Genomic DNA, 20,436 nt, shown 5'->3' with positions numbered 1-20,436 from the left:
AACTCTTAACAATACGCTTTCAAAAGGATTTTTAAATTTATGACAACCTTCTACACCGTGGTGAGTTGGCTGGTCATTCTGGGTTACTGGGTACTCATTGCTGGCGTAACATTACGCATTCTAATGAAACGACGCGCAGTGCCCTCCGCAATGGCCTGGCTTTTGATCATCTATATTCTGCCATTGGTAGGGATCATTGCTTATCTGTCCTTCGGTGAGCTCCACCTGGGTAAACGTCGCGCCGAACGCGCCCGGGCAATGTGGCCGTCAACGGCCAAGTGGCTGAACGATCTAAAAGCCTGTAAGCATATTTTTGCGCAGGAAAACAGCAGCGTCGCGTCATCCTTATTTAAGCTGTGCGAGCGTCGTCAGGGAATCGCTGGCGTTAAAGGGAATCAATTGCAGTTGCTCACCAGTTCAGAGGACGTGATGCAGGCATTGATCCGTGATATTCAACTGGCGCGTCACAACATCGAGATGGTGTTCTACATCTGGCAACCAGGTGGTATGGCCGATCAGGTCGCCGAGTCATTAATGGCTGCCGCAAGGCGTGGAATTCACTGCCGCCTGATGCTGGACTCCGCGGGTAGCGTGGCGTTCTTTCGCAGCCCATGGGCTGCGATGATGCGTAACGCGGGTATCGAGGTTGTTGAAGCGCTGAAAGTAAACCTGATGCGTGTATTTTTACGCCGTATGGACCTGCGTCAGCACCGCAAAATGATCATGATCGATAACTATATTGCTTATACCGGCAGCATGAACATGGTCGATCCCCGTTTCTTCAAACAAGATGCAGGCGTCGGGCAATGGGTGGATTTGATGGCGAGAATGGAAGGCCCGGTAGCCACCGCTATGGGCATTGTCTATTCCTGCGACTGGGAAATTGAGACCGGCAAGCGCATTCTGCCCCCGCCGCCAGACGTCAATATCATGCCGTTTGAGCAGGCCAGCGGCCACACCATTCACACTATCGCTTCGGGACCTGGTTTCCCTGAAGATTTGATTCATCAGGCGCTGTTAACCGCAGCTTATTCGGCGCGTGAATATTTAATTATGACCACGCCCTACTTCGTTCCCAGCGACGATCTGCTGCACGCGATCTGTACGGCGGCGCAGCGCGGGGTCGACGTCAGTATTATTCTTCCACGCAAGAATGATTCCCTGCTGGTTGGCTGGGCAAGCCGGGCCTTTTTCACTGAGTTGCTGGCGGCTGGCGTTAAAATCTATCAGTTCGAAGGTGGCTTACTGCACACCAAGAGCGTACTGGTCGATGGCGAGCTGAGCCTGGTCGGTACCGTTAACCTGGATATGCGCAGTCTGTGGCTCAATTTTGAAATCACGCTGGTCATTGATGATGCCGGATTCGGTGGCGATCTCGCAGCAGTACAGGATGATTATATTTCGCGTTCTCGTCTGCTTGATGCCCGTTTGTGGGTAAAACGACCACTCTGGCAGCGGATCGCTGAGCGACTGTTTTACTTCTTTAGTCCGTTGCTGTAAAACGTGCCCATCAGACAGTAAACAGGTAGTCATTATGGATATGGATTTGAACAATCGCCTGACTGAAGACGAAACGCTTGAGCAGGCTTACGATATTTTTCTCGAACTGGCTGCGGACAACCTGGAGCCAGCCGACATCATTCTGTTCAATTTACAGTTTGAAGAGCGCGGTGGTGCCGAGTTATTCGACCCGGCAGAAGACTGGCAGGAGCATGTTGATTTTGACCTGAACCCTGACTTCTTTGCCGAAGTGGTGATTGGTCTGGCAGATACAGAAGACGGCGAGATTAACGATATTTTTGCGCGCGTTTTATTATGTCGCGAAAAAGATCACAAACTCTGCCATATTCTCTGGCGCGAGTAACAAACAAAAAAGCTGCTCTCGCAGCTTTTTTCATTTTTATCCCGGCAGTTTACTTCCGCAGCGGTTACAAAACTGCGCACTATGTTCATGCTGCGCCTGCTGACACTGTGGGCATCTACGCTGATATCCGCGCTGTTGGAACGCACTGCTCATGTGTGTGGTTATCAATCCGGTCGGTATCGCAATCACAGAGTATCCAATCAGGATAAGCACTGACGCCACCATGCGTCCCAACGGCGTGTGCGGTGTAATGTCACCGTAGCCGACGGTGGTGACCGTAACAATTGCCCAATACACAGACGCATTCAGCGTAGTAAAGCCATATTTGGGCCCTTCTATCAGATACATCATCGCGCCGAAAACAACCATCAGAATGGCAATAAAGGAATAGAACAACATCAGTTGATGACGGGCGCTTTTTAACGCATTCCAGAACACTCGCAGAGAAGGCATAAAACGCAGCAGCTTGAGAATACGCAAGACGCGCAGGACACGCATCGCTCGCCAGGCGAAGACATAGCTCAGACTGATTTCAGGCCATAGCCACATCACGTACAGCGGTAAAATGGTGGCCAGATCGATAATCCCCCAGAAGCTAAACACATATTTTGCGGGATTGGCCCAACTGCATAAGCGAAGAAAATATTCGAGGGTAAAGACCAGAGTAATAAAGATCTCCAGCCAGACAAAAATGCGCCATTCCTCAAAGGTTAAATGGTATTGCGTCCCGACCCCGGACTCAATGAAGATAACAATAACGCTGAGCAAGGCGAACAGCGCGCACATACCTTCAAAGCGACGCCCTGAACGGGTGTTTAAATCGAATAATTTGCGATAGAGCGCGCGGCGGACAGAAGAGACTAAACCTGACACATATACCTCACCAAAAAGAAGGGCTGACCTTTGTCAGCCCTCTGGATTATAGCGGGTCTACTTTCAGGCAGGAAACTGCGTGACGGAAACTTCCTTCGAGAACCGGGCGGGTTTTTGCGCATTCCGGTCCGGCAATCGGGCAGCGCGTACGGAACACGCAGCCGGAAGGAGGGTTAATCGGCGACGGCAATTCGCCTTCCAGCAACTGGATAACCTTGTTCCTTTCCTGATCCGGGTCGGGAATCGGCACTGCAGACATCAACGCTTTGGTATAAGGGTGCAGCGGATTATGGTACACCTCATCATAAGTCCCTAATTCCACCGCGTGTCCGAGATACATGACCAGCACGCGATCGGAGATATGTTTCACCACCGCCAGGTCGTGAGCAATGAAGATTAACGATAATCCCATTTCACGCTGGAGCTGTTGTAACAGGTTCACCACCTGGGCCTGAATGGATACGTCCAGCGCCGAAACCGGTTCATCGCAAATAATCAGCTTCGGCTCGAGGATCAGCGCCCGGGCAATACCAATACGCTGACACTGACCGCCAGAAAACTCATGCGGGTAGCGGTTAATCAGATTTGGCAGCAACCCCACCTTCATCATCATCGCCTTCACACGGTCGCGGACTTCCTGACCAGACAGGTTCGGATGATAAGTCCGCAGCGGTTCGGCAATGATTTCACCGATGGTCATGCGCGGGTTCAGTGATGCCAGAGGATCCTGGAAAATCATCTGAATATCGCTACGCACTTCCCTCCACTCATCGGGTTTCATGCCCAGCAAATCTTTACCCAGCCAGGCGACTTTTCCATCGGTGGCTTTCACAAGGCCAATAATCGCACGGGCAAAAGTCGATTTTCCACAGCCTGATTCGCCGACCACGCCCAGGGTTTCACCTTCATACAGTCGCAGAGTCACGCCATCAACCGCTTTCAGGGTTTTAGACGGCTGCCAGAACCACTGCTTGCCGTCTTTAATGTCGAAATGGACTTTAAGATCGGCAATTTCAAGGAGCACTTTTCGTTGTTCGGTGACCGCATTCATACCAGTTCCTCCACCGGTTTAAAGCAGGCGCGCAGGCGGCCCGGACTAAACTCTTCCAGTGGCGGAGCACTGCTACAGATTTCCATCGCATGCGGGCAACGCGGTTGGAATGGGCAACCTTTTGGTAAACGCAACAGGTTCGGCGGGTTGCCCGGGATAGTCAGCATCTCTTCCCCTTCGGCATCCAGACGAGGTACGGCATTCAGCAAACCAATCGAATACGGATGAACGGGCTTATAAAAGACATCCCGCGCACTGCCATATTCCATGGTACGTCCGGCGTACATCACCAAAACTTTATCGCAAATACCGGCAACTACTCCCAGATCGTGGGTGATCATGATAATCGCAGTGTTGAATTCGCTTTTCAGTTCATTCAGCAGGGTCATGATTTGCGCCTGTACCGTAACATCGAGCGCAGTAGTCGGCTCATCGGCTATCAGTAATTTAGGCCTGCACAACAGTGCCATGGCGATCATCACGCGCTGACGCATCCCGCCGGAGAATTCATGCGGATACATTTTCATACGCTTACGCGCTTCCGGCATTTTCACCGCATCCAGCATTCTGACCGATTCTTCAAAGGCTTCCGCTTTGCTCATGCCTTTATGCAGCATGAGAACTTCCATCAACTGCTCGCCGACTCGCATGTACGGATTGAGAGAGGTCATCGGGTCCTGGAAAATCATCGAGATTTGCTCGGCGCGCAGTTTGTTCAACTCACGTTCCGGTAAATTCAGAATTTCACGTCCGTTGAAGGTTGCAGAACCTCCAATACGGCCATTTGCTGCCAGAAGGCCCATCAGGGCAAAGGCCGTTTGCGATTTCCCTGAACCGGATTCCCCAACAATACCCAGCGTTTCTCCAGCTCGCAGAGAAAAGTTTAAATCGTTTACCGCAGTCACATCGCCGTCGGGGGTGGCAAACGTCACGCGCAGATCTTTAACGTTCAGCAGTGCGTTAGCCTGTTGTTGCGCGAGCGGCGCGGTTGAGGTTTCAATTACGCTCATGGCTGCACTCCTTAACGGTCTTTCGGGTCGAGGGCATCACGCAGGCCATCGCCAATAAAGTTAAAACAGAACAAAGTGACCACCAGGAAGCCTGCCGGGAACAGCAGTAGCCATGGTGAGACTTCCATCGAGTTGGCACCATCACTCAGCAACGCCCCCCAGCTACTTAACGGCTCCTGCGTCCCTAATCCCAAAAAGCTCAGGAAGGATTCAAACAGGATCATGCTGGGCACCAGCAACGAAGCGTACACCACCACCACGCCCAGCACGTTCGGCACAATATGACGGATAACGATGCGCACGGTAGATACCCCGCCCACTTGCGCTGCTTCAATAAACTCTTTGCGCTTGAGACTCAGAGTTTGTCCACGCACGATACGCGCCATATCCAGCCAGGATACCATCCCAATAGCGACAAAAATCAGCAGGATATTTTGCCCAAAGAAGGTGACCAGCAGAATCACGAAGAACATGAACGGGAAGGAGTTGAGGATTTCCAGCAGACGCATCATCACCGAGTCGATTTTACCGCCGAGGTAGCCCGACAGAGAACCGTATAGCGTGCCGACAACTACCGCGACCAACGCCGCGGCAATGCCGACCATCAACGAGATGCGACCGCCAATCGCCACACGAACCAGCAGGTCTCGACCTGACGAGTCGGTGCCGAAATAGTGTCCAGATTCTGTATCCGGCGCGCTGGACATCATGCCCCAGTCGGTATCGAAGTAGGTAAACTGCGACAGCATCGGCGCCAGCGTCACAAACAGCGCAATAATCACCAGCACTACCAGGCTTGCTACCGCCGCGCGGTTATGCATAAAGCGTCGACGCGCGTCCTGCCACAGACTGCGGCCCTCGACCTCCAGCTTTTCACTGAAATTTTCCAGCGCTTCGCTGTTTTTCTTACTTAACATCATAGCGAGCTCCAGTATCAGTAACGAATTTTCGGGTCGATAACGGCATACAGCACGTCAACAATCGCGTTAAACACGATGGTCAGCGTCCCTACCAGTATGGTGAGGCTCAGGACCAGCGAATAGTCGCGGTTTAACGCGCCATTGACGAACAGCTGGCCAATGCCCGGCAAACCATAGATGGTTTCAATAACCATCGAACCGGTGATAATGCCGACAAATGCTGGTCCCATATAGGACAGCACGGGCAACAGCGCAGGTTTTAACGCATGGCGGAAAATAATCCGCCGCATCGGCAACCCTTTAGCGCGCGCGGTACGAATAAAGTTAGAGTGCAGCACTTCAATCATCGAACCGCGGGTAATACGGGCGATACTGGCGATATAAGCCAGTGACAAGGCCACCATCGGCAGGATCATAAATTTCAACGCCCCGCCATTCCAGCCGCCTCCGGGCAGCCATTTCAAGGTTATGGCAAATATCATGACCAATAAGGGAGCGACCACGAAACTGGGGATAACCACCCCGGTCATTGCCACCCCCATCACCGTGTAGTCCCAGCGCGTATTTTGTTTCAGCGCGGCTATCACCCCGGCGCTAACGCCAACGAGGACCGCCAGAATAAAGGCCGCAGCTCCCAGCTTCGCAGAAACCGGAAAGCTCGAGGCCACAAGGTCGTTTACCGTATAGTCTTTATATTTAAAAGATGGCCCAAAATCGCCATGTGCCAGCTGCTTAAGGTAGCTGAAGTACTGCGTCGAGATAGGATCGTTAAGATGATATTTCGCTTCGATATTAGCCAGTACCTCTGGCGGTAACGCGCGTTCCCCGGTGAATGGACTTCCCGGCGCAAGGCGCATCATAAAGAATGAAATCGTAATAAGTATAAACAGCGTCGGAATCGCTTCCAGACAGCGACGTAATATAAATTTTAACATTGCCCGTACCTTCTGGCGTGTGCCTTTACACCTCTTCTACCCCGACGTTCAGGTAAAGCGGTGTTAATAGTTCGAAGAAAAAAGACACTGTGGGGCAAAATGATTGCCCCACGTCTTGCCATTAATGCTTGATAATATACAAGTCTTTAACGTGGATATTATCCATCGGGTCTTTACCGGAGTATCCGCCAACCCATGGTTTTACCAGGCGGGCGTTAACATAGTAATAAACCGGTACAATCGCAGAATCTTTATCCAGCTGCTGTTCCGCTTTCGAATACAGTTCGCTGCGCTGCGCTTCATCAGTCACTTTCAGCGTATCCGCAATCAGCTTATCAAACGCCGGGCTCTTATAGTGGACGGTGTTGTTGGAGCTGTCAGACAGCACCATATTCAGGAAGGATGTTGGTTCGTTGTAATCCGCACACCAGCCCGCACGCGAAACATCGTAGTTACCCTGATGGCGCGTATCGAGGAATGTTTTCCATTCCTGGTTTTCCAGCTTCACATTGGCGCCCAGATTTTTCTTCCAGATAGATGCCGCAGCGATGGCCAGCTTTTTATGCAGGTCTGAGGTGTTATACAGCAGGTCAAAGGTCAACGGCTTTTCAGCGGTATACCCGGCTTCAGCCAGCAGTTTTTTCGCTTCTTCATTACGTTTTTCCTGAGACCATTTGAACCACTCTGGTTCAACCAGTTTCGCGCCATCGGTGTAAGGAGGAGTAAAGCTATACGCCGGCAGGTCCCCCTGGTTTTTAACTTTGTTGACGATAATGTCACGATCCAACGCCAGTTTCAGGGCGGTACGAACACGAACATCGTTGAACGGTGCTTTCTGGTTGTTGATTTCGTAATAATAGGTGCACAGATACGGGTCAACGTGAACTTCGTTCGGGATCTCTTTTTTCAGTTTCTGGAATAACTCGATCGGCATGTTGTTATAGGTCATGTCGATTTCGCCGCTGCGATAGCGGTTAACGTCAGTCACTTCAGAAGAAATTGGCAGGTAGGTAACCTGGTTAATAACCGTTTTGGCGTTGTCCCAGTAGTTGGTGTTACGCTCAAGTACAATGCGCTCGTTGACCACCCAGTCTTTCAGCTTATAGGCGCCGTTGGTGACGATGTTAGCGGGCTGGGTCCATTTCTCACCGTATTTTTCAACCGCTGCTTTAGGAACCGGAGAAACGGATGAGTGCACAAGCAATTTGTAGAAATAAGGAACCGGCTCGCTCAGGGTGACTTCAAATGTATGATCGTCGAGAGCTTTGACACCGAGATCGGTGATCGGCTTTTTGCCGGCGATAATATCGTCAATATTGACAATGTGACCGTACTGTAAATAACTGGCGTACGGTGACGCGGTATTTGGATTAGCCAGGCGTTGCCAGCTATACACGAAATCTTGCGCGGTAACAGGCGTGCCGTCAGACCACTTAGCGTCCTTACGCAGATGGAATGTCCACACCTTAAAGTCTTTATTTTCCCACTTTTCAGCCACGCCAGGCGATGGTTTGCCATCGACATCGCTGATTAATAAACCTTCAAACAGGTCACGGTTGATATTGGATTCAGGTACACCTTCGATTTTATGTGGATCGAGTGACTGAACTTCCGAACCGTTATTACGCACCAGAGTCTGCTTTTCAGCAAGCTGCACACCTGCTGGCACAACTGCCGCCGTAGCAACATTCCCAGCGATTAGCGCAGTTAGGATCCCCGCAGCTACTAAACTTTTTTTAGTGATGTTAGTCATTGTGTTTGTACTCCCTCATTATTATGGCTGGTTTTTTAACCAGACTGTTAATCCTGTCAGGATCCCTGTACGGCACCGGAGATTTTCTGCCGTCAGGTAGTTTCTTGTTTTACTGCTTGCTATCACCGACTTTATTTATTTCTGGCGATTCGTATGACCGCCTTGCGTCGATTATCTACGTGCCTCCCCTGCCGGAAACACGCTATTACCCTGTTGAGAGAAACTAATTGAAAATGATTCTCATCAACGTGAATTCTTCTGCATAATACCTGGCCGGAAAGTATCAAATGCGTTTCTTAACCGCCAATACATTTTACAAATTTGTTAACCAATTCTCTTTTATTGGAAATAAATCTCACTAAAAAAGTCTTACGAATGAAAGATTATGACAATAAAACGATAAAAATCAATATATTGCATAACGCGCAGTGTTAACTCCCCAGTCCTGTGTCAACACCACGCCAAAATGCACATAAATTTAACAATTGGTTATTAATTAGCACATTCATCTAAAAAAAACGCTGAAATAACTAATAACATTTCGATAATCCTTCAGCAAGCCCCAGAGTATGATGTTAATAAAATAACAGTGACATCGGGATCCCTCTGATGGACCATTGAGTGTTATATCCATAAAATCAATGAATAAATCAATGAATAACCATCAGGTATTTTTATATTTCTATACTGATTTTCAACTTTAGTGAGAAGTTTTACTAATAACGAAAGGAAACGGAGCCGAAAGAGGCTCCGTTGATACCTAAGAGGAATATCAGGCAAGTAAACCGGGGAAAATGGACTTGATTCCAGTCACAATGAATTCGATCCCTAAGGCCATTAACAACAATCCCATAATACGCGTAATGACGTTGATACCGGTTTGGCCCAGCAGCCGAACCAGCCACGGTGCCATGCGGAACAGTCCCCAACAGCACAGGGCAAACAACGCAATCGCCACAAAAAAACCAAACAGGTTAATCGCACTGTGATAACGCGTACCCCAAACAATAGTTGAGCTTATCGCCCCTGGCCCCGCCATCAGCGGCAATGCCAGCGGCACTACGCCGATACTTTCGCGGATTGCTGTTTCTGATTTTTCCTGTTTGTTTTGCTTATCTTCGCCCAGTTTTCCGCTAATCATGGACATTGCGATAGTCACCACCAGAATGCCGCCGGCAATCCTGAACGAATCTATCGAGATACCGAAGAGCTGCAGAATACCGTCACCAAGGAACAGCGAAGTCCACAGGATGATGGCAACCGACAGGTTTGCCGTAAGGTTGGTTTTATTTCGCGCAGCAGCCGTTTGATAGCTGGTCATACTGATAAAGACAGGGATGATCCCGACCGGGTTAACCAATGCGAATAACCCAATGAAAAATTTAAAATAGACAGGAAAATCAAATAGCGTTTGGATCACGGTTAGCTCCGAAGCGTTAGCCGGATAAAATGAGTCATAAAAATTGATAAAATCCGCGCTGAAGATACGCCTTTTGTCAGCATACTTCACCTTCTATCTGTGTATATCTACGTAAATACACTTCCAATACTTAGTGTTATTAATATGTATTAAATATGCTAATGTTAATGACATTCACCAAATCAATTTATTAACACTTACCGATAAACGCTAAAAGGGCCTGCTGAAAGGTGTCAGCTTTGCGAAATTTTGATCCAGATCACGCAATTACTACTCAGAAGTGAGTAATCTTGCTTACGCCACCTGGAGGTAGCGCGTTAGAATTAAGTGGCGCTAGCGTATAAGCTCTTTTAGTAAATCAAGGTAAAGTGGACGTTAATTAACCGTTTGATTTTCAAAACGTTACACAAATTTTCGTCGATCTGTCTATACTCTCGTATCGAGCAGATGATTTACTAAAAAAGTTTAACATTATCAGGAGAGCATTATGGCTGTTACTAATGTCGCTGAACTTAACGCACTTGTAGAGCGCGTAAAAAAAGCCCAGCGTGAATATGCCAGTTTCACTCAAGAACAGGTTGACAAAATCTTCCGTGCCGCCGCTCTGGCTGCCGCAGACGCTCGAATCCCTCTCGCGAAAATGGCCGTTGCCGAATCTGGCATGGGCATCGTCGAAGATAAAGTGATTAAAAACCACTTTGCTTCCGAATACATTTATAACGCATATAAAGACGAAAAAACCTGTGGTGTGCTGGCTGAAGACCACACTTTCGGTACCATTACCATCGCTGAACCGATTGGTATCATCTGCGGTATCGTTCCAACCACTAACCCGACTTCTACTGCAATCTTCAAATCACTGATCAGCCTGAAGACGCGTAACGCCATCATCTTCTCTCCGCATCCGCGTGCTAAAGATGCCACTAACAAAGCGGCTGATATCGTTCTGCAGGCAGCAATTGCTGCTGGCGCACCGAAAGATCTGATCGGCTGGATCGATCAACCTTCCGTAGAACTGTCAAACGCGCTGATGCACCACCCGGACATCAACCTGATCCTTGCGACCGGTGGTCCAGGCATGGTTAAAGCAGCATACAGTTCCGGTAAACCGGCAATCGGTGTAGGCGCAGGTAACACCCCTGTGGTTATCGATGAAACCGCTGATATCAAGCGTGCTGTTGCATCTGTTCTGATGTCTAAAACCTTCGATAACGGCGTAATTTGTGCTTCTGAACAGTCCGTTGTTGTCGTTGACTCTGTATACGACGCAGTGCGTGAGCGTTTCGCGACTCACGGCGGCTACATGCTGCAAGGCAAAGAGCTGAAAGCCGTTCAGGACGTTATCCTGAAAAATGGCGCGCTGAACGCGGCTATCGTTGGTCAGCCGGCATACAAAATTGCTGAACTGGCAGGCTTCTCCGTACCAGAAACCACTAAGATTCTGATCGGTGAAGTGACAGTTGTTGACGAAAGCGAACCGTTCGCTCACGAAAAATTGTCTCCGACGCTGGCAATGTACCGTGCGAAAGACTTCGAAGACGCCGTTATTAAAGCTGAAAAACTGGTTGCGATGGGCGGTATCGGTCATACCTCTTGCCTGTACACCGACCAGGACAACCAGCCAGAACGTGTTGCTTACTTCGGTCAGATGATGAAAACCGCACGTATCCTGATTAACACCCCAGCTTCTCAGGGTGGTATCGGTGACCTGTACAACTTCAAACTCGCGCCTTCCCTGACTCTGGGTTGTGGTTCCTGGGGTGGTAACTCCATCTCTGAAAACGTTGGTCCTAAGCACCTGATCAACAAGAAAACCGTTGCTAAGCGAGCTGAAAACATGTTGTGGCACAAACTTCCGAAATCTATCTACTTCCGTCGTGGCTCTCTGCCAATCGCACTGGATGAAGTGATTACCGATGGTCACAAACGTGCGCTGATCGTGACCGACCGCTTCCTGTTTAACAATGGCTATGCTGACCAGATCACCTCCGTGCTGAAAGCTGCTGGCGTTGAAACCGAAGTGTTCTTTGAAGTGGAAGCTGACCCAACTCTGACCGTTGTACGCAAAGGTGCTGAGCTGGCTAACTCCTTTAAACCAGACGTGATCATCGCGCTGGGTGGCGGTTCCCCGATGGATGCCGCGAAAATCATGTGGGTTATGTACGAACACCCAGAAACCCACTTCGAAGAACTGGCACTGCGCTTTATGGACATCCGTAAACGTATCTACAAGTTCCCGAAAATGGGCGTAAAAGCGAAGATGGTTGCCGTCACCACCACTTCTGGTACCGGTTCTGAAGTTACTCCGTTTGCGGTTGTTACTGACGATGCAACTGGTCAGAAATATCCGCTGGCAGACTATGCGCTGACTCCGGATATGGCGATTGTTGACGCCAACCTGGTGATGGATATGCCTAAGTCCCTGTGTGCGTTCGGTGGTCTGGATGCCGTCACTCACGCCCTGGAAGCTTACGTATCCGTGCTGGCTTCTGAGTTCTCCGACGGTCAGGCTCTGCAAGCGCTGAAACTGCTGAAAGAAAACCTGCCAGCGTCCTACCACGAAGGTTCTAAGAACCCGGTAGCGCGTGAGCGTGTACACAGTGCAGCAACCATCGCCGGTATTGCGTTTGCTAACGCCTTCCTGGGTGTATGTCACTCAATGGCGCACAAGCTGGGTTCTCAGTTCCACATTCCTCACGGTCTGGCGAACGCCCTGCTGATCAGCAACGTTATTCGTTATAACGCGAACGACAACCCGACTAAACAGACTGCATTCAGCCAGTACGACCGTCCGCAGGCTCGTCGTCGCTACGCTGAAATCGCAGACCATCTGGGTCTGAGCGCACCGGGCGACCGTACTGCTGCAAAAATCCAGAAACTGCTGGGCTGGCTGGAAGAAATCAAAGCTGAACTGGGTATTCCTAAGTCTATCCGTGAAGCTGGCGTTCAGGAAGCTGACTTCCTGGCACACGTGGACAAACTGTCTGAAGATGCGTTTGATGACCAGTGTACTGGTGCTAACCCGCGTTACCCGCTGATTTCTGAACTGAAACAGATCCTGATGGATACCTACTACGGTCGCGAATACAGCGAAGATCAAACCGCCATTAAGACTGAAGCCGTAGCAGCGCCGAAAGCTGAGAAGAAAGCGAAGAAATCCGCTTAATTCAACCAGATAAGTTTTAGTTTCACCATAAACGGTCCCAAATTGGGGCCGTTTTTTTTTACATCTTTCGTTATCAGAATCGATACATGACCAATTCAGCGACGTGTAAAGGATGGACCTGTAAAAGGATGCTTAGGAGGATGCGAGAATAGCGTCAGGAGAGTGTCTGACAGGGTAGCGAACATTAGCGAATGTCGTAGCCTACCCTGTGCTAATAAGCGCCCAGAAGCGCGTAGAGTTAATCGTTGTTGTGTCGTTCTTGTATCGCCGTCAGAGAGCCCTCAGACTGTGCTTGCTTATAATGCTTACGGCATACCGATACATAACGTTCGTTCCCGCCAATCACCACCTGTTCGCCCTCGTTATAAGGTCGTCCTGCCTGATCAAGACGTAACACCATGCTGGCCTTACGCCCACAGAAACAAATGGTTTTTAATTCAACCAGTTTATCTGACCACGCCAACAGGTATTCGCTGCCGCCAAATAACTCACCACGAAAATCGGTACGCAAGCCGTAGCACAACACGGGAATATCCAGTTGATCGACAACTTCAGATAATTCATAAACCTGCTGTCGAGTCAGAAACTGCGACTCATCAACCAGTACACAGTGAATTCTTTGCTGCTCATTCTCAGCCCGAATCTCTTCGAACAATGATGAATTTTGGTTAAACAATTTTGCAGGTGACGACAGACCTATACGCGAACTTACTTTTCCAGCACCAAAGCGGTCATCAATTTCCGCTGTATATACCACGGCACGCATCCCACGTTCCTGATAATTGTACGAAGATTGCAGCAATGCAGTCGACTTACCGGCATTCATTGCAGAATAGTAAAAATATAGCTGTGCCATTGACCGTAGGCCCTCACCTGGGGAAATAAATATGGGCAGGATTGTACCATATTTCACGAACGTGTCGGTGTAGCGTTGCCTGCATAGGCGTATAAATAGGCGTTCAGACTCGCTCAGTGTCGCCTAAATAACCGATCCTTTAAGTGACATGGGAGCGCTAGTACACTCCAGTCATAGCCCAGGTAGCCTGAAACTGGACGGGTATATACACACTCTTTCACAAATAGTGCTCATGAAATTTATCCATACCTCTTATCTTCTTACGGCAATAAAGAAACCCTTCCCTTATTGTTATTGAATCTACCCACTGTCGCCATGTATTAGCGAATTCATGTAAGCAAAACTAATACAAAAGGTTGAAATCACTGCAAAGAGGTACTATTTGAACACCATAAAATGTGACCTGAATCTTGAATTTTTACTCTCAGCCGCTGAGAAGCCCCCTCACCAATAAGCCTTTTTTATGCCCAACGTCGCGAAGAATTTAAGACAGATGAATTAATTCTGATACTAAATAAAGCGCAATTTTGAATTCCTTACATTCCTGGCTATTGCACAACTGAATTTATCGCTCTATTATTAGCTCAACAAACCACCCCCAATATAAGTTTGAGATTACTACAATGAGCGAAGCACTTAAAATTCTGAACAACATCCGTACTCTTCGTGCGCAGGCAAGAGAATGTACTCTGGAAACGCTTGAAGAAATGCTGGAAAAATTAGAAGTTGTTGTTAGCGAGCGCCGTGAAGAAGAAAGCGCTGCAGCTGCTGAAGTTGAAGAACGTACTCGTAAACTGCAACAATATCGTGAAATGCTGATCGCTGACGGCATTGACCCGAACGAACTGCTGAATAGCATGGCTGCTGTTAAATCTGGCACCAAAGCTAAACGCGCTGCACGTCCGGCTAAATATAGCTATGTTGACGAAAACGGTGAAACTAAAACCTGGACTGGTCAGGGTCGTACACCGGCAGTGATCAAAAAAGCGATGGAAGAACAAGGTAAACAACTGGACGATTTCTTAATCAAAGAATAATTCAGAAATAGTTTGCTTAAAATCCCGCCAGTGGCGGGATTTTTTTTACCTGTACTTCGCACAGTCCCTACCCAGTTCAGGTATAAAAAAACGGTGCTGGATTAACAGCACCGTTCAGACCTGATAATACCAGGAGGTTACTTCTTAATACCCATCTCATCTTCCAGCCAGGCTTTAAATTCAGCGCCGAGAGTATTATGGCGAATACCATATTCAACGAACGCCTGCATATAGCCCAGCTTATTACCACAGTCATGGCTTTTGCCCTTCATGTGATAAGCTTCAACCGTTTCTTTTTCAATCAGCATATCGATAGCATCAGTCAGCTGAATTTCGTCACCGGCTCCCGGAGGCGTTTTTGCCAGCAGAGGCCAGATATCCGCGCTAAGGACGTAACGCCCCACGACGGCCAGATTAGATGGCGCCACATTCGCTTTCGGCTTTTCAACAACGCCAACCATCGGTACGCTTTCGCCCGGCGCTAATTCAACGCCTTTACAATCAACAACACCATAAGCGGTAACATCTTCTACCGGCTCAACCATAATCTGGCTGCTGCCTGTTTCATCGAAACGATGAATCATTTCGGCAAGGTTGTCGCGTGATAAATCAGATTCGTATTCGTCAAGAATGACGTCCGGCAAGATAACCGCAACGGGCTCATCGCCAACCACCGGGTGCGCGCACAATACCGCGTGGCCCAGACCTTTGGCCAGTCCCTGACGCACCTGCATAATAGTGACATGTGGCGGACAAATAGATTGCACTTCTTCCAGAAGCTGGCGTTTTACACGTTTTTCCAGCATAGCTTCAAGTTCAAAGCTGGTATCGAAGTGGTTTTCAATCGAATTTTTAGACGAGTGAGTTACAAGTACAATTTCAGTGATGCCCGCAGCAATACATTCGTTTACGACGTACTGAATTAATGGCTTATCAACCAACGGTAGCATCTCTTTCGGGATTGCTTTCGTAGCCGGTAACATCCTGGTTCCTAATCCCGCAACCGGGATAACGGCCTTTTTGACTTTTGAATTAAGGGCAGCCATTTAAAACTCTCCTGGACTGTTCATGTATTGAACGTGTTCATCAATCTGTATCGCATCCAAGTATATCAGTACCGCGACAAGCTTCTGGTCTGAAAAGGACGCGCGTCGGTATAATTAAGATAAATACGAATAAATCTGGCGCTGATAGTAGCACTCACAGCATGAGTGGAGTGAGTCAATTTCATTCTCACTCCACTCGGTTGTTCATTCTGCAGACAACATCAGGCGCAGCCGACCACCGGCCCCCCAAATTTGGCATTGCCAGGATTCGCAACGTTGGCTCAGTTGATTAAGATACGCATTCCCTAGGGTTCCCAACGGAACGCCATTGCTGATTTGTACATTGTGGGAACCTGTATTTAATGTCGCATTCAGCCCTGCTGATACCAGAATCAGGTTTTTTAATCCGCTGTGGTAATAACCCACCAGCAAAGGGAATTGTCCGGGCAAATTAGCCTGGCGCAATAAATGGTTAACCTGTTTCAATAACGCACCGAGCTCCGGCAATCGTTGATTTTGATGCGCGAGCTGTTCCTGCAGCAAACCGTTAAATAGCGCCCGCAGTAACAATGCTGCCAGAACGCCATTATCCCCTGCCCGCGTCACATCCAGACAATAAAACGCAAGGTCATGGTCCGATAGCGGTGCAATATCCAGTACCAGCCCCGGCTGATCGGCAGCCACCAATTGACGATAGTTGATCCGACATCGTGAAATAACTTGCGACACAGGAGGCTGTAATTCTTGCAACAGCTTTGCTGCAGCGGCGGGATCACCAACCATCGCATCCCAGTCACGAAACAGCCGCTCTTCTTCTTCCACGCGTGAATTAAACATATTCGGATACAGACACGCAAAGACGGTTTCGCGTAGGCGGTTCAGGTCCTTTACCGGCTTTAGCAGCACATCATCCACACCCAATCGCAGTGCTTTGGCTATATCAGACATGTTTTCCGTCGCTGATATCACCAGGATGGGGGTCTGATCGCCACGATTACGCAGATACTCTACTAGCTTAAGGCCGTTCATTCGTGGCATAGCCAGGTCGCAGATAATCAGGTCGGGGTTAAAGTGCCCGAGTAATTCAAGTGCTTCAAGTCCATCGCCAGCTACCGCCGTTGTCGCTCCCAAAGAGGAAAACCATGAGTCCATGAGTGAGCGAAATACCGGCTCATCCTCAACGATAAGAATCTGTTTTCCGACCAATGGCTGCGTCATATTCTCCCCCCTGACTGGCTTTAGTAAATAGTGGCATGCTATTGCTACTCACGCCTGTCAGAATTTGCTTAAGTGTTGATAAAAAATGCGTTAGATGTTGGTTTTCACCAGGGGTAGAAGTTCATCCATTTTCTTCTCGACCGCCAGTTGTCCAGCAGCAATTGCTGCGCTGGCGCGGTGAAAATCCAGCGTGGATATTTGCGGACAAAACGGCTGGATCAGGATATCTGGCGGGTCACCGGCCATGCGGTTACGTTTCAGACGGTTTTCCAGAACCTGAATAGAAGTCGTCATGATCTCCATCGCCGTCGGCGCGGTTACCGCACGCCTGGCCGTTATGTTGCTCAAGCGCTCTTTCAGTCGGGCACGCCATGAAAGCGCGTCGACATCATCACCCGTTTCGGCATCACTGCTGACGTTGAAGGAGAGTAAATCTTGCTGCATAAGATGCGCATCGTGTTGCAGATCGACGGCAATAACGATGTCAGCGCCCAGCGCGCGAGTTAAGGATACAGGAACGGGATTCACCACCGCGCCATCGACCAGCCAGTAACCATTATGCGCTACAGGGGACATCAGACCAGGAATACTGCAGGAGGCCCGAACAGCCAGGTGCAAATCACCTTCCGTGAACCAGAGCTCCCGACCCGTACTCAGATTAGTAGCCACAGTTGCGAAACGGCGAGTGCATTGCTCAATTGCTTCTACCGGCATGACATTACGGTACTGATTGAATACCCGTTCACCACGCAGTAAACCGCCCCTGCGCCACGAGAGATCCATCAGACGTAAGACATCCCAATAGCTGAAAGAACAAACCCATTGTTCGAGAGCAGGTAACTTATTGCATGCGTAGGCTGCACCAACCAGCGAACCAATGGAGCACCCTGCCACAATATCAACATCAATGCCCATATGCTTTAGGGCTTTAATAACGCCAATATGCGACCAACCTCGCGCCGCGCCGGAACCTAGCGCCAGCCCAATTTTTATTTTTCTCATTGTACGTACAAACTTCCCCTGGCTTGCAGACGTAGCAACATCGCTACCGCTCAGTTAACATAGTGCTACCCTGGCGTTTTTACGCCGTTTTTTTATTCCAGGGAGTACTTTGTGTCTCAGCTTTGTCCCTGTGGTAGCGCTGTCGAGTATAGCCTATGTTGCTACCGTTATGTGTCCGGCGCGCAAGTAGCACCTACGCCGTCACATCTCATGCGTTCTCGTTACTGTGCTTTTGTGATGAAAGACGCAGATTACCTTATCAAGACCTGGCATCCGGACTGTCATGCAGCCGCGTTTCGCGACGACATTATCGCAGGATTTAGCCACACTGAATGGCTCGGGCTGACCGTTTTTGAACAACAAACGGCAGACACAGAAAATATCGGCTATGTCAGCTTTGTTGCGCGATTTTCTGAACAAGGTAAAACAGGTGCAATTATCGAGCGCTCTCGTTTTTTAAAAGAAAACGGTCAGTGGTACTATATAGACGGTACACGCCCTCAAATTGGACGAAACGATACCTGCCCTTGTGGCTCCGGTAAAAAATTTAAAAAGTGCTGCGGCTAATCAACGCCCGACAGTATCAATTTTGCAAACATTCTCAACAGGATCACCGCTGCAAATGCATTCATTACAACGAAAAGTGCTGCGTACTATTTGCCCGGACCAAAAAGGTCTGATCGCGCGCATTACGAATATCTGTTACAAGCATGAACTGAACATCGTGCAGAACAATGAGTTCGTGGACCACCGTACCGGGCGCTTTTTTATGCGTACCGAACTGGAGGGTATTTTTAACGACGTCACGCTGCTTGCCGATCTGGATAGTGCCCTTCCAGATGGCTCCATTCGTGAATTAACGCCAGCAGGACGCCGCCGTATCGTCATTTTGGTCACCAAGGAAGCACATTGTCTGGGTGATCTGTTAATGAAGGCCAATTATGGCGGGCTGGATGTTGAAATCGCCGCTGTGATCGGCAACCACGAGACGCTGCGACCTTTGGTTGAACGGTTTGATATCCCGTTTGAGCTGGTCAGCCACGAAGGTTTAACGCGTGACGAACATGACCTGAAAATGGCCGACGCTATCGACGCGCACCAACCTGACTATGTCGTGCTGGCAAAATACATGCGCGTTCTGACGCCAACATTTGTTTCACGCTTCCCGAATAAGATTATCAATATTCACCATTCATTCCTGCCAGCGTTTATTGGCGCTCGCCCTTACCATCAGGCTTATGATCGCGGTGTGAAGATCATCGGTGCGACAGCCCACTACGTGAATGATAACCTCGATGAAGGCCCAATCATTATGCAAGACGTAATTCATGTGGATCACACCTACACCGCGGAAGACATGATGCGTGCGGGCCGCGACGTTGAGAAAAATGTATTAAGCCGCGCGCTGTATCAGGTTCTGGCTCAACGCGTCTTTGTTTACGGTAACCGAACGATTATTCTGTAATCGATTGATAATTGAATTGGTTACCTTTACATCTTTACGCGTAAAAATCAGGCAACCAGTTCTTTTTTATCAACGGAATACTTTACAGGGGCGCATCATTTGATATGATGCGCCCCGCTTCCAACGGAAGCAGGCCAGTAACTAGCATTACCCCGTGGTGGGGTTCCCGAGCGGCCAAAGGGAGCAGACTGTAAATCTGCCGTCATCGACTTCGAAGGTTCGAATCCTTCCCCCACCACCATTCATTCCGATTGATTCATAAAATTAGTATACCCCTGGTGGGGTTCCCGAGCGGCCAAAGGGAGCAGACTGTAAATCTGCCGTCATCGACTTCGAAGGTTCGAATCCTTCCCCCACCACCATCACTTCATAACGCACCAGCATCCAATCCATCTGTTATGTCTCATATTCTGCCCAGACGGGAAGGATGAGAAGCTTCGACTAAGGTTCGATTCGAGCGTTAGCGAGAAAGCGTTGCCGCAGGCAACGACCCGAAGGGCGAAGCGCACCGCGCTGAGTAATCCTTCCCCCACCACCATCACCTCATAAAGCACCAGCATCCAATCCATCTGTAATGTCTCATATTCTGCCCAAGCGGGAAGGATGAGAAGCTTCGACTAAGGTTCGATTCGAGCGTTAGCGAGAAAGCGTTGCCGCAGGCAACGACCCGAAGGGCGAAGCGCTCCGCGCTGAGTAATCCTTCCCCCACCACCATCACTTCATAACGCACCAGCATCCAATCCATCTGTAATGCCCCATACCTTGCCCTCGATCAAGCCTCAATTCGGGTCGGCAATTTGCCTGATGCACAATGCTTATC

Annotated in this window: 17 protein-coding genes, 2 tRNA genes and 2 other RNA genes; 10 read left to right on the top strand and 11 right to left on the bottom strand. The window is 49.2% G+C overall.

Features of this window, described 5'->3' with window-relative positions; all coding sequences use genetic code 11:
• Positions 1-39 precede the first annotated feature (39 nt).
• Both cls and HVZ52_RS10250 read left to right on the top strand, forming a co-directional pair.
• Entirely contained in the window at positions 40-1,500 is a 1,461-nt protein-coding gene (gene cls, locus HVZ52_RS10255) for a cardiolipin synthase (protein WP_016156727.1), read from the top strand.
• Positions 1,501-1,534: 34 nt separating this feature from the next.
• The gene (locus HVZ52_RS10250) at positions 1,535-1,864 is read left to right on the top strand and encodes an HI1450 family dsDNA-mimic protein (RefSeq protein ID WP_181599203.1); all 330 of its coding nucleotides are present in this window, start codon (positions 1,535-1,537) and stop codon (positions 1,862-1,864) included.
• 36 nt (positions 1,865-1,900) lie between these two features.
• Here HVZ52_RS10250 and HVZ52_RS10245 read toward each other — a convergent pair whose 3' ends face one another.
• The 7 genes from HVZ52_RS10245 to ychE all read right to left on the bottom strand — a co-directional run bounded on the left by HVZ52_RS10245 (position 1,901) and on the right by ychE (position 9,826).
• Positions 1,901-2,737: an ion transporter gene (locus HVZ52_RS10245; protein WP_049269434.1), complete on the bottom strand. Its 837-nt coding sequence runs from the start codon at positions 2,735-2,737 to the stop codon at positions 1,901-1,903.
• 46 nt (positions 2,738-2,783) lie between these two features.
• Positions 2,784-3,788, bottom strand: a complete 1,005-nt coding sequence (gene oppF, locus HVZ52_RS10240; RefSeq protein WP_016156729.1) for a murein tripeptide/oligopeptide ABC transporter ATP-binding protein OppF — start codon at positions 3,786-3,788, stop codon at positions 2,784-2,786.
• Entirely contained in the window at positions 3,785-4,798 is a 1,014-nt protein-coding gene (oppD, locus tag HVZ52_RS10235) for a murein tripeptide/oligopeptide ABC transporter ATP-binding protein OppD (RefSeq protein ID WP_003833364.1), read from the bottom strand. The genes oppF and oppD overlap by 4 nt, the downstream gene beginning before the upstream one ends.
• Positions 4,799-4,809: 11 nt before the next feature.
• Positions 4,810-5,718, bottom strand: coding sequence for an oligopeptide ABC transporter permease OppC (gene oppC, locus HVZ52_RS10230; RefSeq protein WP_003020701.1), 909 nt, complete (start codon positions 5,716-5,718; stop codon positions 4,810-4,812).
• A 14-nt stretch (positions 5,719-5,732) separates the two neighbouring features.
• Positions 5,733-6,653: an oligopeptide ABC transporter permease OppB gene (gene oppB, locus HVZ52_RS10225; protein ID WP_003020708.1), complete on the bottom strand. Its 921-nt coding sequence runs from the start codon at positions 6,651-6,653 to the stop codon at positions 5,733-5,735.
• A 121-nt stretch (positions 6,654-6,774) separates the two neighbouring features.
• Entirely contained in the window at positions 6,775-8,406 is a 1,632-nt protein-coding gene (gene oppA / locus HVZ52_RS10220; protein WP_016153271.1) for an oligopeptide ABC transporter substrate-binding protein OppA, read from the bottom strand.
• Positions 8,407-9,178: 772 nt separating this feature from the next.
• Positions 9,179-9,826, bottom strand: coding sequence for an NAAT family transporter YchE (gene ychE / locus HVZ52_RS10215; protein WP_003020714.1), 648 nt, complete (start codon positions 9,824-9,826; stop codon positions 9,179-9,181).
• A 487-nt stretch (positions 9,827-10,313) separates the two neighbouring features.
• Between ychE and adhE the strand changes: the two genes are divergently transcribed.
• Positions 10,314-12,992, top strand: a complete 2,679-nt coding sequence (gene adhE, locus HVZ52_RS10210) for a bifunctional acetaldehyde-CoA/alcohol dehydrogenase (RefSeq protein ID WP_181599202.1) — start codon at positions 10,314-10,316, stop codon at positions 12,990-12,992.
• 238 nt (positions 12,993-13,230) lie between these two features.
• On the opposite strand, the gene tdk is transcribed toward adhE, so the two are convergent.
• Positions 13,231-13,848: a thymidine kinase gene (gene tdk, locus HVZ52_RS10205; RefSeq protein ID WP_181599201.1), complete on the bottom strand. Its 618-nt coding sequence runs from the start codon at positions 13,846-13,848 to the stop codon at positions 13,231-13,233.
• A gap of 623 nt (positions 13,849-14,471) precedes the next feature.
• Here tdk and hns point away from each other — a divergent pair.
• A complete protein-coding gene (hns, locus tag HVZ52_RS10200; RefSeq protein ID WP_003020723.1) occupies positions 14,472-14,885 on the top strand; it encodes a histone-like nucleoid-structuring protein H-NS in 414 nt (137 codons plus the stop codon).
• Between the two features lie 137 nt (positions 14,886-15,022).
• Here the strand turns inward: hns and galU are convergent, their stop codons facing one another.
• The 3 genes from galU to rssA all read right to left on the bottom strand — a co-directional run bounded on the left by galU (position 15,023) and on the right by rssA (position 18,151).
• A complete protein-coding gene (gene galU, locus HVZ52_RS10195) occupies positions 15,023-15,931 on the bottom strand; it encodes a UTP--glucose-1-phosphate uridylyltransferase GalU (protein ID WP_016153274.1) in 909 nt (302 codons plus the stop codon).
• Between the two features lie 204 nt (positions 15,932-16,135).
• Positions 16,136-17,149: a two-component system response regulator RssB gene (gene rssB / locus HVZ52_RS10190; protein WP_016153275.1), complete on the bottom strand. Its 1,014-nt coding sequence runs from the start codon at positions 17,147-17,149 to the stop codon at positions 16,136-16,138.
• Between the two features lie 90 nt (positions 17,150-17,239).
• Positions 17,240-18,151 (bottom strand): patatin-like phospholipase RssA, encoded by a 912-nt coding sequence (gene rssA, locus HVZ52_RS10185; RefSeq protein WP_016156731.1) that lies wholly within the window; start codon positions 18,149-18,151, stop codon positions 17,240-17,242.
• A gap of 111 nt (positions 18,152-18,262) precedes the next feature.
• Here rssA and HVZ52_RS10180 point away from each other — a divergent pair, with 111 nt between their 5' ends.
• From HVZ52_RS10180 to HVZ52_RS10155, 6 genes are all read left to right on the top strand, one after another.
• On the top strand, positions 18,263-18,718 hold the full coding sequence (locus HVZ52_RS10180) for a YchJ family protein (RefSeq protein WP_016153277.1): 456 nt from the start codon (positions 18,263-18,265) through the stop codon (positions 18,716-18,718).
• 55 nt (positions 18,719-18,773) lie between these two features.
• The gene (gene purU, locus HVZ52_RS10175; protein ID WP_181599200.1) at positions 18,774-19,616 is read left to right on the top strand and encodes a formyltetrahydrofolate deformylase; all 843 of its coding nucleotides are present in this window, start codon (positions 18,774-18,776) and stop codon (positions 19,614-19,616) included.
• Between the two features lie 156 nt (positions 19,617-19,772).
• Positions 19,773-19,857 (top strand) — tRNA-Tyr (locus HVZ52_RS10170).
• A gap of 36 nt (positions 19,858-19,893) precedes the next feature.
• Positions 19,894-19,978, top strand: a tRNA-Tyr gene (locus HVZ52_RS10165).
• A 44-nt stretch (positions 19,979-20,022) separates the two neighbouring features.
• Positions 20,023-20,154: non-coding RNA, RtT sRNA (locus HVZ52_RS10160), on the top strand.
• Between the two features lie 44 nt (positions 20,155-20,198).
• Positions 20,199-20,330, top strand: a non-coding RNA gene (locus HVZ52_RS10155) — RtT sRNA.
• Positions 20,331-20,436: the final 106 nt, after the last annotated feature.

Origin of the sequence: Citrobacter sp. RHB36-C18, from assembly GCF_013814485.1 — a bacterium.
Lineage (GTDB): Bacteria > Pseudomonadota > Gammaproteobacteria > Enterobacterales > Enterobacteriaceae > Citrobacter > Citrobacter braakii.
This window is presented reverse-complemented; position numbering and strand designations above follow the sequence as displayed.